16 protein-coding genes are annotated in these 15209 nt (G+C 45.2%); 7 read left to right on the top strand and 9 right to left on the bottom strand.

Features of this window, described 5'->3' with window-relative positions:
- Window positions 1-57: 57 nt before the first annotated feature.
- The 5 genes from QXE01_03520 to QXE01_03500 all read right to left on the bottom strand — a co-directional run bounded on the left by QXE01_03520 (window position 58) and on the right by QXE01_03500 (window position 5911).
- Entirely contained in the window at window positions 58-1212 is a 1155-nt protein-coding gene (locus QXE01_03520) for an MFS transporter (GenBank protein ID MEM4970303.1), read from the bottom strand.
- 141 nt (window positions 1213-1353) lie between these two features.
- Window positions 1354-2214: a hypothetical protein gene (locus QXE01_03515; GenBank protein ID MEM4970302.1), complete on the bottom strand. Its 861-nt coding sequence runs from the start codon at window positions 2212-2214 to the stop codon at window positions 1354-1356.
- 47 nt (window positions 2215-2261) lie between these two features.
- Window positions 2262-3467, bottom strand: a complete 1206-nt coding sequence (locus QXE01_03510) for an MFS transporter (protein MEM4970301.1) — start codon at window positions 3465-3467, stop codon at window positions 2262-2264.
- A gap of 133 nt (window positions 3468-3600) precedes the next feature.
- A complete protein-coding gene (locus QXE01_03505; protein ID MEM4970300.1) occupies window positions 3601-4659 on the bottom strand; it encodes a DUF1464 family protein in 1059 nt (352 codons plus the stop codon).
- A 13-nt stretch (window positions 4660-4672) separates the two neighbouring features.
- Complete coding sequence (locus tag QXE01_03500) at window positions 4673-5911, bottom strand: NDP-sugar synthase (protein MEM4970299.1); 1239 nt, start codon at window positions 5909-5911, stop codon at window positions 4673-4675.
- 585 nt (window positions 5912-6496) lie between these two features.
- Between QXE01_03500 and QXE01_03495 the strand changes: the two genes are divergently transcribed.
- The 5 genes from QXE01_03495 to QXE01_03475 all read left to right on the top strand — a co-directional run bounded on the left by QXE01_03495 (window position 6497) and on the right by QXE01_03475 (window position 10182).
- The gene (locus QXE01_03495; protein ID MEM4970298.1) at window positions 6497-6808 is read left to right on the top strand and encodes a hypothetical protein; all 312 of its coding nucleotides are present in this window, start codon (window positions 6497-6499) and stop codon (window positions 6806-6808) included.
- Window positions 6809-6817: 9 nt separating this feature from the next.
- Entirely contained in the window at window positions 6818-7390 is a 573-nt protein-coding gene (locus tag QXE01_03490; protein MEM4970297.1) for an HD domain-containing protein, read from the top strand.
- Between the two features lie 267 nt (window positions 7391-7657).
- Window positions 7658-8479 carry a uridine phosphorylase gene (gene udp / locus QXE01_03485; protein ID MEM4970296.1) on the top strand — a complete coding sequence of 274 codons (822 nt, stop codon included), beginning with the start codon at window positions 7658-7660 and terminating at the stop codon, window positions 8477-8479.
- 2 nt (window positions 8480-8481) lie between these two features.
- A complete protein-coding gene (locus QXE01_03480) occupies window positions 8482-9594 on the top strand; it encodes a hypothetical protein (protein ID MEM4970295.1) in 1113 nt (370 codons plus the stop codon).
- On the top strand, window positions 9595-10182 hold the full coding sequence (locus QXE01_03475; protein ID MEM4970294.1) for a CDP-alcohol phosphatidyltransferase family protein: 588 nt from the start codon (window positions 9595-9597) through the stop codon (window positions 10180-10182).
- Here the strand turns inward: QXE01_03475 and priX are convergent.
- Window positions 10151-11197 (bottom strand): DNA primase noncatalytic subunit PriX, encoded by a 1047-nt coding sequence (gene priX / locus QXE01_03470; protein ID MEM4970293.1) that lies wholly within the window; start codon window positions 11195-11197, stop codon window positions 10151-10153. The two genes, QXE01_03475 and priX, sit on opposite strands and share 32 nt — an antisense overlap.
- A 184-nt stretch (window positions 11198-11381) precedes the next feature.
- On the opposite strand from priX, the gene QXE01_03465 reads away from it, so the two are divergent.
- Window positions 11382-11816: a hypothetical protein gene (locus QXE01_03465; GenBank protein ID MEM4970292.1), complete on the top strand. Its 435-nt coding sequence runs from the start codon at window positions 11382-11384 to the stop codon at window positions 11814-11816.
- Window positions 11817-11872: 56 nt separating this feature from the next.
- Here QXE01_03465 and QXE01_03460 read toward each other — a convergent pair whose 3' ends face one another.
- A complete protein-coding gene (locus QXE01_03460) occupies window positions 11873-12274 on the bottom strand; it encodes a hypothetical protein (protein ID MEM4970291.1) in 402 nt (133 codons plus the stop codon).
- 156 nt (window positions 12275-12430) lie between these two features.
- Between QXE01_03460 and QXE01_03455 the strand changes: the two genes are divergently transcribed.
- A complete protein-coding gene (locus QXE01_03455) occupies window positions 12431-13474 on the top strand; it encodes an FAD-dependent oxidoreductase (GenBank protein MEM4970290.1) in 1044 nt (347 codons plus the stop codon).
- 17 nt (window positions 13475-13491) lie between these two features.
- On the opposite strand, the gene QXE01_03450 is transcribed toward QXE01_03455, so the two are convergent.
- Window positions 13492-14466, bottom strand: a complete 975-nt coding sequence (locus QXE01_03450) for a 2-hydroxyacid dehydrogenase (protein ID MEM4970289.1) — start codon at window positions 14464-14466, stop codon at window positions 13492-13494.
- 116 nt (window positions 14467-14582) lie between these two features.
- The coding region (locus tag QXE01_03445) for a PHP-associated domain-containing protein (GenBank protein MEM4970288.1) at window positions 14583-15209 on the bottom strand (627 nt) is incomplete at its 5' end.

Below are 15209 nucleotides of genomic sequence, written 5' to 3'. Positions count from 1 at the left end.
GATAGCTATTAATTATGATTATAACGATATTTTTGGGCTTCACAAATATTGTGGGCCCTATGTTGTGGTTTTAACATCTCTGATATAAAGGTATGGTATTGATGCAGCTATCCTTATAATCCCTATTATGGTCATTAGGAGATCTACTGTTTCCACGGGATCCTCTATAGATGATATAGCTGTGTATAGAAATCCCCCTATTATGGATCCTATGACTGTGCCTATGCCGTTTAAGAAGTTAAATATTGAGAGGGCTCTTCTCTTATCGATCGAGTGATCCATGACATATGATGTATAGGCTATTACAGCAGAGTTTGTGAAGCCCGATATAACCTGCACGGCGTATAGCTGGTAAACATCTGTTGAGAAGGCATAGCCTAGGGGGAAGGAGGCTAGGAGGAGCCTTCCTATGAACATAACAGCTTTCCTATTGAGATCCACCAGGGAACCAACTATTCGCTGCATAGCTAGAGAGGAGACACCTGCGATCACAGTTAAGATTCCAACCTCGGTAGCGCTCATTCTAAATTTATGAACCTGGGCTATCGGGAATAGCGGCCAGGCTAGTGACATGACTATCATATATAGGAAATTAACTATGTAGAACCTCTTTAAGAGGCTGTTCTCGCCACCTCTCTCAGAGGTCTTAACTTTGGCATAGGATTTCTCTATTGGCTGGCTCTGCTCCTCCCTATAGCTTAGAACCGTTAGCGAGCTGATTATGAGGAGAACACCTGTTGCTATGTAGGAATATGCTATATAGCCTAGGTTCCTCCCAACGAGATAGCCTGTGATTAGCGTTGCTAATAGCGAGCCTGCATTTGCATAGAAGGAATATCTAGCCAGCTCAAAACCCCTCCTACCCCTGCTGATCCTCTCGAGGATTAGTGACCATCCAAGCGTAGCTATCCCTGCAGCGATCTGGGTTGCTAGATATAGACCCACGAATAGAAACCCCATTGAAGAGACTATCCCAGCTATAATCCATATAACCCCAGTGACCATGGTGCCTATAATAGTCATCATCCTAGGATCTGTCTTTATCCTGAAAACCGCTATCTGTGATATCCCAGGCAGAGCTGTTGATGCGGAAGATACTAGCGATACCATATATGTTGGAACGTTAGAGGATACAACAAAGAACCCAACAAAAGGGTTGGCCAAACCATTTGCTAGATTGCTGAGGAGGGAATATAGCCTCAGGGATTTCAAAGCCCTCTTCTCACGATTATAATGGTTATAGACTGGGCTTATAAGCTGCTATGAAGGATCTTGGGTTCAGTATCTAGTAATAGATCTCCAAGCTATGTGGCTCTACCTATAGATCCCGGCTCTCCTATCTCAGCATAAATCTTAGCTTCTATAGTTTATAATCATCATATATTCACCCATAGTTGGGTCGGGGCCGAGTTCTCTGAGAACCTCCTCAACAGCTTCTACCCATGTGAGGTTTTTAGTGAAGACAAGATCTAGTAGTCTTTCAAGGGCATTATCGATATAGTTAACGCTTACAAGCCCCTCGAACCCTATGTAGTAGGATAGGCCTTTAGATCCAAGGGTATCAGCTATATCCCTTGTGTAGAGTGAGTAGCAGCTTGCAACTATAACAACAGATCCTCTGCAGAATAGTCCTTCGAGCTCTTCATAGAAGAACTTTGGAAGCACAGCTAGATAGGCCTTGGTAGAGTTATATGGATAGGCCCTAGTGCCTGTGCCATTCAGCTTAAACCCCATATACTCATCCCTCCACTCAAGGCCTGTGAAGAGGCCGTTGATCTTTATATCTCTGCCATCAACTATCACATCAGCTTTCCCCCCATGTATTCTTAAAACCACGATCGAATATTGATTCAGCCTTGAATATAGCTCTGGGGTAACATCAGCCCCCCTCTTAATATCAACAGAATATCCAGCCCTTCTCAGAAGCTCTGAGATCCTGTTTATAAGGACCTCATTTGGGTAGTCTATAGAGAGGCTATCCGCTATCAGAGCTTTTTTAGGGAGGGAGGAGCAGTCGGGTCTAGATGCTAGAAGCCTAGCAACATTCTCTCTAGCTATATAATCTGTAATCGATGGTATAGAGAGGTAGATGACTATAGCTATAATTATAGATAGAGCTGCAACAAGATAATACCGGTGATATCCGGATCTCCTACCCTTTCTACTACTTCTACTCATGACTGTAGATATTATTGTATAGGCGATATTAAGCATCTATCTAGCTTCTGTATCTAGGGAAGCGCTTATCTATAACCACTGATCTATGGGTATCTAGAACCGGATCTTATCCTAGCTGGCGAGTACCTTTTAGAGGCTATATAGATTAGTGGTATTGTGAGCATATTTATAGAGGCTACTAGGGCATATCCCGCTTCGAGTGAGGTGGAGGAGGCTGTTAGCCCAACTATGATAGGCCCTATAGATCCACCTGCTGTTAGCCCTAACCCCCATACAATGCTGTTAGCAGTGCTCACATATCTCTGGGGGACTATATCTGAGACATATGATAGTAGGAGGGTGAATGCCTCGAATGCAAATACTCCGAATAGGAAGAGAAGTATGTAGGATGCGATTGAGAATCTATATAGCTCGAGAAAGCCATAGATCGAGAGAGATCCCATGAGGGTTGTGAGGATCATTGTTCTATCCCTCCCAAGCCTATCGGAGAGCATTCCAAGGAGCGGCTGGGAGACTATCGATCCTGCGAGTGCTAGTGATGTTAGAGCCCCAACCTCGACCCCGTAGGATATCCCGAGCCTCTGATTTATGAAGGTAGATAGATATGTTACAACCCCCTGGGAGAGGATCCCCTTTGCAATTGCGATAGAGGCTAGAATTGCTATCGAGGGTATAACCTCTCTTGGTATTGCTATAGAAGCCCCTCCTGGATCTCTCTCCCTGTTCTGCACAATCCCCCCAATAGCTATGAATATCGCCATAGCCGAGGCTAGAGATACTAGTGCTAGGGGTATTAAACCAGCTGTTGTTATACTGAGCAACAGCGTTATGATCAAGGGATAGCTAGTTCTCCCAAGAGCCCCCATGGCACCGTTAATCCCTAGGGCGAGACCTCTATCTGATATAAAATAACTCGATAATATGCTCGCACCAACCGGGTGGTAGATAGAGCTGGCAACACCCCCTATAAGGGCTGAGATATAGAGGAGGGGGGTTGAGATCCACTCCCCAATACTATATATCGATAGCCCGAGCATGAGGATCGCTAGCGACCACAGAGCTATTCCAGAGCCAAGCAGCATGGCAGGCCTTTTAACAATATCTCCCAGTCTTCCCATAAATATGCTTGAAACAGCTGATGTTGCGAGATAGGATGCGGAGACGAATGAAACATCTAGATAGCTATAGCCCCTATTTATGAATATAGGGTATGTCGTGGCATATGCTATGCCACAGCCATCGTTTATATAGTGTGCTAGGGAGGTTAGCGCGAGGATCCTTGCCCTCAAATACTCCACTAAGATATGATAGCTATCTAACCCTAAATAAATGGTGTTTCCAAGTCTCTATTATGCTAAAGGATGTCCCTCAGATCTAATAATCTAGAGCTTCTCCAGAGCGGCTAGAGCTAGATCCCTATTTCTACTCCCACCCATAGAGGATAAGCCTTGTGGGGACCCAGTTAAATATGCCTAGCACCTCTAGAAGCCTTCGATCCTTATACCCAGCCCATGCAAGGCCATAGAGGGCAGCGCCTTCAGCAGCCCTCTTAACCCTATTCCCATAGTAGCTTTTGAGGATCTCTATGTCTATGCCATAGCCACTCGATAGATCGTTTATAAGGGTTTTAACAGCACCCCTCCCCGATATATATACCTTTATATCACCCCATGATCTAGAGCCTCTACCCCTGAGAATAGATGTTGATAGCATAGCTATCGTCTTCGCTATATCTTCAAGATATCTCTCATAACCCTCTGGGCATTTGCTCTTTATAACCTCTATATCTATCTCGCCACATATATCTCTAAGACCGCCTCTGAAGAGATCCCTCTTATAGATTCTTCTACCGAGCATCACAGCTATCTCCCCATCCCAACCACCACTAGATATGATCCCTATCGGGAATAGCGTCCCCCCAACACCATCAACGATTCTACCATCTCTAACCGCTATCCCAGCTGTGAAGGCTCCTAGTTCGAGGACTATGAAGCTGCTTTTCGAAAGCCTCTCGGGATCTCCATTACTATGTATTATAGATGCTAGAACAGTAACAGCTACTTTATCAGCGGTCCCCAGATCGAATCTATTGATCTTCCTGCTAATTGGTATGCTAGCTAGGTTGATAACCCCTGGAATCCCTATAACAGGGATCTCTAGCCTATCGATGTTTTTCAAGAAATATGATATGTATTTCAACTCAAATATTCCTGGATCATCTTCAGAGATCATGAGCGCTGAGAGCCTCTCCCCAATGCTAAGTTTTCTAATATCTATCGGGGGTAGGCCGTAGCCCGATGGCGCAACAATGATATCAGGTTTATGCCTCTCTATATCTCTAAATAGCTCCTCAGGATCTGAGCTGAGCACTGATGATGGGATTTCATAGTATTCCTCCAACGTGTCACCAGATACCACTATAACCCCTGTTGATATTGTCCCAGGATCTATTGCTAAAACCCTCAAGATAGACCTCCGCACTTTAAAAACCTAGCTACATATAAACCTTATTCTCTACCACAGAACCCTGCTCAACGGATTTTCCAGGCCATATCTTTGAATTCATGACTATGGCTCCCTCGCCTATAACCACGTTGTTTCCAATAACGCTATTTACGATCCTAGCCCCTCTTCCAACATATACATGTCTCCCCAATATACTCCCCTCAATCGAGGCTTTCTCCCCTATTACGCATCTATCCATTACTATGGATCTTATGATTCTAGAGCCCTTCATGAGAATTGTATAGTTATCTATTATGGCATCCCATAACTCAACCCCCTCACCTAGATCTATATGCCTGCCTAGGAGTATATCGCCCTCAACCTTTACTAATTTCTTCTCAATCATACCTATGATCCTCTCCTGAAGAGTCCTTGATAAGGAGCTTCTGCCCATCATCTTAACCCCACCATATACCCTGGTAACCCTGAGTTCCTCTTTACTAAGGGTTCTCAAGAGGTAGAATGATGCCTTCATATAGCTCTCGGGCGTGCCAATGTCAAACCAATATCCACTCATGATATAGCCTCTCACCCTCTCCCCTCTAGATATGATCTCTGGGATTACATGGCTTCCGAAGTCCGTCTGCCCACTCTCCCTCATCCTCCTACCTCTCTCATCTTCGAAGAACTCCCTTATCCAGGGCCCTACAACATATATCCCAGTATTTATAAGTCTTGATGGTGCTTGCTCAGGTGATCTAGGTTTTTCGATGAACCCTTTTATCATCATATCTCTATCTAGCACTGCCACACCGAATCTCCTGATATCCTCACCTGGATCTAGCTCTTTAAGGACTATTGTCATTATAGCACCTGAAGATCTATGTGCCTCCCAGAGATCATATAGATCTATGTTGAAGATTATATCACCCTGCACAACCAAGACAGGCTCTCTTATATCGTAGTAGTCCATCAAGATCTTAACAGACTCCGCATTACCACTTGTGACGAAGTTGGGTTGATACCTAACCCTCACAGTATCGGCTGGTAATCCCAGAAGAGATGCGATCCTCTCACCACCCCCGAGATAGTCGTGGATCTGTGTGTAGTTGTAATAACCGCTAACACCTATATAGAACTCCTTAATACCCTGAGATGCTAGTGAGACCAGGATATGCTCGATTAAAGGTCTATTGAGGAATCTAACCATTGCCTTAGAAGTATCAACCGTGAGGGGGTATAGCCTTGTTCCAAGACCTCCAAGAGGTATTATTGCCTTTTTAAGCAAAATCCCCCAATATTTTTTCGTTTCAAAAATTATAACTGGCTAATTAAATCTCTTAGATACCCCGCCTCTAGCCATCTATATTAATAGCTATACAATCTTACTAATAAATATATAGTTGTTTAAAGTATTATCTACTCATCTAATTAAACCTTATGAAGAGGGCTTATCCCTAGCATTGGAGTCTATGCGAGGCTGGGTCTTCATAGCGGTTCATAGTGTTTTATATCTTCGCTCGCCCTCAACACTCTATCCTCTCTCCACACAGCCTATGGGGGCTGATCTCCTCTTGGAAGTGTGGAGAGCTTCTTCGGGCGGCTTTCTCCCCCTCGCACTGCTCATAGAGATCATAGTGCTGTTTTCTAACTAAGCAGCTAGCTACAAAGTTTCTGAGCCTTGGGTTATGAATGGGAGGATTGGATAGACATGCTGTAGATGCATATATCATAGCACTAAGGGTGAACGCATTTAACATCAGCAACCATAGCCATTGTGAAACTCAAAAACAGTAGCCAAGGGCGTTAAAGCTAATATACCGCTGATGCCACATATATATAAGGATTGGGAAGAGATCGTGGGGTGAGTATTATGAGCTATAAGATCTCTGAGGAGGAGATTAGAAGGGCACTCGATCTTGAGGCTAAAGCTAAGAAGGATCCTAAGAAGAGGTGGGTTGAGAGGATGATAAGGAGTGCTAAGCAGTACCACAAGATCTGTCCATACTATGATAAGAAGACGGTTGCATGCTTCCTAAGGCTTGGTGAGAGATGTGATAGAGACGGTAGGTTCGAGGCATGCCCTGTCTTCATAGCTTTCCTCGAGAGGAAGTATGATGAGATAACCAAGGCTGGGAAGCCCCTTCCAGTGGACTTTCTAGACCCGCTTATAACCTATGGCTGATACCATAGTTTGGTAGATAGACCTTTGGAGAAGCTCCTCGAAGTGCTAGAAGCGCTTAAGAACATGCCTAGAACAGGGTGGGTTCAGAGGGGTGTTCCCCCAGCTCTAGCGGAGGTTGTGGCATCCCATATATATGAGGCTTCTATCATATGCCTTGAGATAGGCTATAGGCTAGCTAGGCTGGGCATTATAGGCTATGATGATGCTATAAGATCTGTGGTGATAGCCCTTGTACATGATATTGGAGAAGGGGTTATGGGGGATCTCAATAGATATACCTCTAGAGAGCTTGGAGATATAAAGGAGGAGATTGAGGAGAGGGCTGTAAGAGCAATAGGATCTGAGGCAATCTATAACTTATATAAAGAGTATAGAGATGGCAGTTCAACAGCATCTAAGCTAGCCCATATATGTGATAAGCTATCAACATATATCCAGGCTAGAAGATATATGGATCTAGGTTATAGGGTTGATGAAATAGCTAAGAGCTCTATAAACGAGGTCGAGAACCTCGTAGGAGATATATGTAGAGGCGATAATGAATGCCGCAGAATAGTTTTAATAGGGAATCTAGATCATTAGCTAACCCATTATTTAAGCTGTTATATGCTAAGGAGCATGGTGAAGCAGTGGGGAGACATAGCCTTGATAGATACATAGCATCGGGATGTCTAACAGCTTTAAAAAGGATATGAACAACCCTAAAAGATCCTAATGTTTCTACCCTATGTCAGAGGAATAGGCTTTATAAATATATTGTCTTTGATATTAGGTTAGATATAGAGGTCTGGATAAAGGAGGCCTATCACTATTATGGGGGGAGGATTAACAAGATAGAGGGGGTCTGAAATGCTTTCTGAAAAGCCAACCATAGCTGGTAAGCAGTACCACCTACTGGTTGGCGAGGGGGATGTGGCTAGATATGTATTGCTTCCAGGAGATCCGGAGAGGGTTCCCAGGATCGCTAGAACCTGGGATAGATATTGGCATGTTGCTAGCCATAGGGAGTATGTAACATATACTGGTGAGTATAAAGGGGTTAGGATCTCAGCCACCTCCACCGGTATTGGGGGGCCCTCAACCGCTATAGCTGTTGAGGAGCTCCTCAGAGTTGGTGCAGATACCTTTATAAGAGTTGGGACTACGGGCTCCCTTAGAAGGGATGTTGGGATAGGGGATCTTGTGATCTCTATAGCATCTGTGAGGATGGATGGTGCTAGCAGAGCCTATATATTCCCGGAATACCCAGCTGTAGCGAGCTACGAGGTTGTCCTAGCATTGATAGAGGCTGCAGAGGCTCTCGGTGCTAGATATGTTGTTGGTATAACGGCTAGCACCGATAGCTTCTATGTTGGGCAGGGTAGGCCTGGTTATAGGGATTATATGCCTCCATGGTCCAAGGATCTTGTGGGGGTTTTGAGGGATGCGAATGTGATTAACTTCGAGATGGAGGCTGCAACGATCTTCACGCTAAGCAATATATATGGTGCTAGGGCTGGGGCTATATGCTCGGTTATAGCGAATAGAGAGACGGGCGAGTTTGTGCCAGACGCAGGAGTTGATCTCATGATAAGGGTTGCAAACGAGGCTGTGAGGATCTTGAGTGAGTGGGATTCTCTGAAGGAGAGGAGTGGTAAGAAATACTTCTACCCAAGTATTGTGAGGAGATAGCGATGAAGATCCTTATAGAGGATATCTCGATATTGACCATGTCAACAAAATATGAGGGGCTGATAGGTAGGGGATATATATTTATAGATAATGGTTTGATCAGAAGCGTTGGTCCTGGATCGCCTCCAGAGGATCTCGAGATCCCAGATATAGTTATAGGGGGTAGGGGGAAGCTAGCTATTCCAGGCTTAATAGCTCTCTTCTCAAGGCTCGCCATCTATCCATTCAGAGGCATCTTAGGGAGAGGTGTTAAAAATATAGAAGATATTATTGATAATATGAGTAACAACGATCTACAGCTTATATCTACAATCTCACTCGCAGCACTAGCTGTGAGGGGGATAACCACTGTCCTATCTGTGGATAGATATGTAGAGCCGATTGTGAAGGCTGCAGAGAATGTGGGGTTAAGGATTATAGCAGCTCCATGCCTTGAAAAGGGCTTTGATAGGGATGAATGGTCTAGAGAGATCTCTAGCTCGGCTAGGAAGTGGCATAGAAGGGATAACTCCTCAATCCTAGTTACAGGCTCTATATGCTCGGAATCCGCTGTAAGGGGGGATGAGATGGGCTTGATCCCAAGCGATATGCCGTTGATAGTATATGGTGACGCCTGCCGTAGATTGAGGGGCGATAGGATCCTCTATGTAGATCCGCCTTTGGAGTGCGGTGTAAAACCAGATCTATCGATCTATACCGAGGATCACATGGATCTCTGGCAACCAGGATCGGGATATGGGATCTATAGAGATCTCTCCTGGTCTCTTAATAGACACTTCACAATAGCCAGGATCAGGGGTTTCAACCCCCTAGATATACTTGGGAGCGCAACTATATGGGCCTCTAACAAGGTTGGTCTATACACAGGTGTTATAGAGCCTGGGAGGTTTAGCGATATAATAATACTAGATATATCCCAGCCACCATGGTGGATCCCCGAGGCTCTTGTGAATGAGGCGGTTGCCGCCGATCTAGTTATATCGGGCGCCCCTAGAATCGAGACTGTAATCGTTGGTAACGATATTGTTGTAGATAATGGCGAGCTCCTCACAGTTGGTAGGGAGGTTTTTTCCAGGGCATATAATAGGGTTGCAGAGATTCTGGGGAGGCGGTAGATGCTTAACAGGATAAAGGGGGCTTTGGTAAGGCCTCTAAAGCCTATTGCACTAGCTATTGCAAGAAGCAATATAGATCCCAATGTAATAACGATCTCAGGTCTCGTGGTTGCTATGATGGCTCCTCTCGCAGCATATCTCCACGGGATCATAGGTGCGTTAATAGCAATAGCTATCTCATCACTGCTAGACGCTATAGATGGGGAGGTCGCGAGATCCTCTGGCCGTGTGAGTAGCAGGGGAGCTTTCCTAGATTCTCTATGTGATAGGATATCCGATCTAGCATATATAGGGTCGCTGATGGTGTTGGGCGTCTCACCAGTGTTGGTATATATAGCTGCGGGGTTGAGTCTATTGATAAGCTATGTGAGGGCTAGAGCCGAGTCCCTAGGGATCTATATCTCTGGTGTTGGCCTTATGGAGAGGGGTGAGAGGATCTTCGGCCTTATCATAGTTATGCTTATAGGCCTCCTAAGCAGGGAGGCTATGGATATCGCTATGGTTGTGTTCACAGTTCTAACAGGCTATACAGCTGTTGAAAGGGCTATATATAGTGTTAGGATGCTTTCGAGAGGATCTCCTCGATAATCTTTCTAACCTCCTCATCAAGCCTCTCAAGCCTCGCCGGCTTTATACCTTTTTGCTTTGCGCCCTTAAACGCTGATCTAATCCAGGAGTCATATACCTTGCCACAGCTTCCATAGTTCCTACAGCTGTTATCGAGGAACTCCCTAGCAATCTTCAAAGCATCATCCTCCTCAAGCTTGAGTATGGTTGCGAGGTAGGGGGTCAGCACATATAGTAGAAATCTCTTCCTACCATCTGGCAGGCCTGTGGATACTATTTTCTCGATCCAAGAATATCTCTTAATATCACGGCCGCTCTCCTCGGCCTTAGCATCTCCTTCCCTAGCACCCAGCTTCTCCCTAGCCCTTCTAATGATCTCATCAACATATGGTTTAGCAGCCTCATGCACTGGACGGGGCCTCAGCATACCCTCTATCCTTATCCTTGCCAGTGATGAGCAGATCCTTGCTAACATCTCTTTATTCTCAATATATACATACCCCTTGCTCACAGGTCTATTGACAAGCCTATACCTCGGATCAGAGATCCCTGTAGCTGTAAGGATCCTCAGATAATCTGGGAGGGGGATTTTATAGGAGTAGCATCTAAACTTCAACCCATAGGAGGATCTCTCGAACCCTATGGCGGTGCATAGCTCCTCCTCCCGAGTCCTCTCAACCCTATAGCCCATAAGAGATATAATGTAGATCACATCCTCGGGGGAGGAGCTGAGGAGATGCCTATACACCCTCTCAGCCTCAGCCTCCGAGAATCTTCTATAGATCCTCCTATCCTCTGTCATAGATGCTAATAAGGCGCCCATGTAGAAGCCGAGGATCTTCTCGATATAGTCTTGACCCTCGCTAGAGTTAAAGACACCCTCGATATCCGCGATAACCCTTTTAAATCCGATCTCCGCATATCTAGAGGCTAGTAGATCTTCAATGCTTCTGGGAAGCCCCTCTTTCTCAAGGAACCTATCTAGATCCACTAGAAATGGATAGCTACTTAGATCATGTAACATGGGTTTAGCCATAACAGCTTATCCATGTATGTTTATCCCAGCTATCTATATATCTAAAAAGCCTGGTCAAGGGAAAGCAAGCCCTTCAAATCATATGATCAAAAAGCTCTGGCCTTCGGAGTGGGAGGAGGTTATTTGGTTTAATGTATTATCTAGTCCTTATAAGAGCTGAGGGGATCATGGATATAGATGGGCTATGGTTCTAGTTGTGAGAGGGTATGTGAGAAGTGTTCAGGACGCTATAGCTATAGAGGTTAAAGAATCCGATCTATGGGGTGATATAGCTATTCCAAGAGATTCTAGGGCAACTGGTCTGGCTATTTCAACCCCCCATGGATGTGTAATTGTTATAGGTGTGGATATCGTTGTAGAGGGGGAGAGGGTTCTCCTCGCATCTTTCCTAGACCCCCTTGATAAGGAGACGCTGAGAATTATTGAGCAAGCATCCCTCTCCAGAAGGCTAGCTGTGATGCTGAATGGTAGGATTGTGGGGCTTCTAAACCTCTCCGATGAGGATATGGGTAAGATGGAGTATGTTGCATCTAAAACTAGGGAGTGCTCTCAGATACAGAATAAACCAGTGAATCTAGATCTTGCAGCCCAGTGGTTCCTAGAGAACTTCAACCTCTAGCTTACCTTCAACCCATCGATCTCCATTTTAATCTATTATAGCTTGGTGCTATGCTTCTATATAATTGGTAATGGATAATCCTCCCAGGGATCTTTGCGTATGCGGCGACGCCTCTTCTTCTCAGCCTCAGCATCTCTAACGAGTCCCAGCTCTCTCTCTAGATCGGCCAGCTTTTTCTCGTAGAAATCTAGCCGGAGCATTGCTTCACTCACACATATAGGTTCTTCCTCCGGGTCTGTGTATCTCATCATCGTCCATCTAACCTTTTGCTCGAAATCCTCTTTAAATTTATCCAGCTTCTTCAATATCGCTGGATGGTTTGTTAGATCCTTATCCTCCTCGATTCTCTTTCTAATCCTCTCTATTAATCTTATGAGCTCTTCGAAGTCCTCTCGCGTCTCTCTACAGTATTCCTCTAGGAACCTCTCTACAATCCTCGATAATTTCAGATAAACCACTCTAACTATATCTATGCAACCTTAAATAAATATCTACTGTTGTAGCCACGGCTATTCATAGGTATTCATATATAATCAAAGGTTTTCCCCAGGTTCTCCTTTGATAGAGCCTCAGTATTTATTGGCTTTGAGAGCATAATCTAGATGGGAAGCTATTTGAAATTTTCAAGATGTAGCACGCCTCCCCAGAAAAAGCTTGATAAAAGGGTTGCTATTATAGGTGCTGGCCCTGCTGGGTTGGCTGCTGCGGGCTACCTGATATGTAGGGGTTATGAGGTGCATGTCTTTGATATGATGGAGGAGCCAGGGGGGCTGCTGATCTATGGTATCCCTGATTTCAGGATTCCGAAGAAGAATGTGAGGGAGGGTACACAGGATCTTGCTAGGCTGGGTGTTAAGTTCCACCAGAGGGTGAAGGTGGTTCCTGGGAATGGCTATAGAGATGGGGAGATAGGGTTTAACGAGATCCTAAGGAGTTATGATGCAGTTATAATAGCTACGGGTACATGGGCTGAGAGGAGGCTTAATATAGAGGGGGAGGATCTGCCTAGGGTATATTCTGCATTCCACTATCTCTTCCACTACTGCAGAGCAGAGGCTGGCTATGAGAGGTTCGAGGATCTTCCACCGCTTGGGAGGAGAGTAGCTGTTATAGGTGCTGGACTAACGGCTGTTGATGCAGCAGCGGTTTCTAAGAAGCTTGGTGCGGATACAGTATATATGATCTATAGGAGAACTATTAACGAGGCTCCTGCTAGGAGGCATGAGATAGAGAAGCTTATAAAGTCAGGAGTAATATGGATCGAGTTGGCAGCGCCGAAGAGATTCCTAGGAGATAGGGAGAGAGGTGTAACCGGTGTTGAGCTAATTAGAATGAGGCTTGGCGAGCCTGATAAGAGTGGTAGGCCTAGGCCAATACCTATTGAGGGGTCTGAGTTTATTCTAGAGATAGACTCGGCTCTAATAGCTATTGGCGAGATACCCACACCACCTATATATGATAAGGAGCTAAGGATAAACCCGGATAACACGATATGGGTTGATAAGAAGATGAGGACAACTATGAAGGGGGTTTTCGCTGCTGGCGATGTTGTTACAGGGCCTAGCCTTATAGGGAATGCCATAGCCTCTGGGCTTAAGGCTGCTCAAGCGGTTGATGAGTATCTCCAGGGCAAGATCTCATGGGATCTGACTCCTTGAAATAGCTTTTAATCCTATTAATAGCCCTTATCAAGATCTACAAGTCCATATGGCTCCTCCCCCCTGATGAACCTTTTAACATTCTCCACAACAAAGATCGCTATATCCCTCTCAGCCTCCTCAACAAAGCCAGCTCTATGTGGGGTTGCGATAACTCTATCAATCATATGTATCCCCCTCGAAGAGTAAGCCCTACCCTGACCCCTGCCTGGGTATAGCCACCAGACATCTAGGGCCGCGCCTGCGATAGACCCGCTGGATAGCGTTTCGTATAATGAGTCTTCATCTATTATAGCGCCTCTACCAACATTGACTATATATGCTTCTTTCTTCATTCTAGAGAGTAGATCTTTGTTCACAAGCCCCTTAGTTTCTCTAGTGAGGGGGGCTGTTATAACTAGGAAATCGGCCTCACTAATATATCTCTCTAGATCTTTAACACTAATTACCAGATCCGCATAGCCATCACTAGCACCACCCTCCCTTCTAACACCTATAACCCTCGCTCCGAATGGTTTTAAAAGCCTTGCAAGCTCCCTTCCAATACCCCCATACCCCAGTATTACGATGGTTCTGCCCTTCAGAGTTCTAGTGGAATACTCCCAGCTATAGGGTGGAAAGATATCTCTTTTAGCCATTCTATCAAACTCAGGGATCCTTTTAACAAGAGATAGCATGAGAGCTAGAGCCATTTCAGCTACATAGAAAGAGTTAACACCCTTCGCACTAGCAACGGTAACACCTTTCCTCTTCGCCAGCCCAAGATCTAGATTATCTACACCTGCATGTGTTGCTTGGAGGAATAATAGCTTCTCCCCCTTCTCGAGAACCCAGTTCTGTGCAGACCCAATATAGATCTCGACTTCAGCCACGGCCTTCACAGCGTCTTCGAGGCTTGACGCCCATATAAGATCTAGATCTTCGGATAAGCCCTTCTCAATAATCCTTCTGGTCTCCTCCTTCGCTAAGGGCCAGTATATGAGGGCCTTCAAGGAACCACCATAGCTTTATTAATTATACGCCGAATATTGTTAACCCATACTCTATCGATATCCAGTTCCCTGATATGGTTTATTTTCCCCTTCTTTATCGATTATTTTTCACGTTTCTATATATTACATCTAGCTCCATCTCTTCTCACCCTTAGTATATGGGATAGATAGCTGGTTATCCCAGGCCTCGCCTTAACCAGCATTTGCGGCCCTCTTCTAACCCCCTCTAGGATATCCTCAGCTCTTAGATCTCCTACCTCGAATATATTGTGTGAGACTCCTACAAAGCCCTTTACATGGGCATCGCTATTAGATAGACCGCTTATCCCGAGCTCTCTCCTAGCCTTTTCAGCCTTTCTATTCGATAGGGGGTCTGATAATGCATTGAATACCTCGATGGCATCTAGCTTTAAACCATATATAGCTCTTCCCAGCCCCAGCCTTCTTATGTCAAAGGGGTGTGGTGCATATGTAACACACCCCCTCTCCCTGGAGAGATCTATGATCTCCTCTGGCGCTTTTCCAACAGCCCTCTCTATCTCGGGCTCTGGGTTTTCACATAGCGCTATTAGATCGCCTCTACTTGTTCTCACCTCGATACCGGGGATCACTACTAGGCTGGCTCCTATCCTCTCAACCGCCTCCAATGCTAGCTTATATCCTGAGAATGTATTGTGATCTGTTACAGCTATAGCTCTCAACCCCCTTATCAGGGCTACCCTTACAATGTCATATCCATCCAT

Source organism: Sulfolobales archaeon (assembly GCA_038897115.1).
In the GTDB taxonomy this organism is placed as follows: Archaea; Thermoproteota; Thermoprotei_A; order Sulfolobales; family AG1; genus AG1.
This window is presented reverse-complemented; position numbering and strand designations above follow the sequence as displayed.

Coding starts and splice junctions, on each gene's coding strand:
- QXE01_03495 (MEM4970298.1), top strand. CDS start 6,497: ATGAGCTATAAGATCTCTGAGGAGGAGATTAGAAGGGCACTCGATCTT.
- QXE01_03465 (MEM4970292.1), top strand. CDS start 11,382: ATGGTTCTAGTTGTGAGAGGGTATGTGAGAAGTGTTCAGGACGCTATA.
- priX (MEM4970293.1), bottom strand. CDS start 11,197: ATGGCTAAACCCATGTTACATGATCTAAGTAGCTATCCATTTCTAGTG.
- QXE01_03480 (MEM4970295.1), top strand. CDS start 8,482: ATGAAGATCCTTATAGAGGATATCTCGATATTGACCATGTCAACAAAA.
- udp (MEM4970296.1), top strand. CDS start 7,658: ATGCTTTCTGAAAAGCCAACCATAGCTGGTAAGCAGTACCACCTACTG.
- QXE01_03475 (MEM4970294.1), top strand. CDS start 9,595: ATGCTTAACAGGATAAAGGGGGCTTTGGTAAGGCCTCTAAAGCCTATT.
- QXE01_03515 (MEM4970302.1), bottom strand. CDS start 2,214: ATGCTTAATATCGCCTATACAATAATATCTACAGTCATGAGTAGAAGT.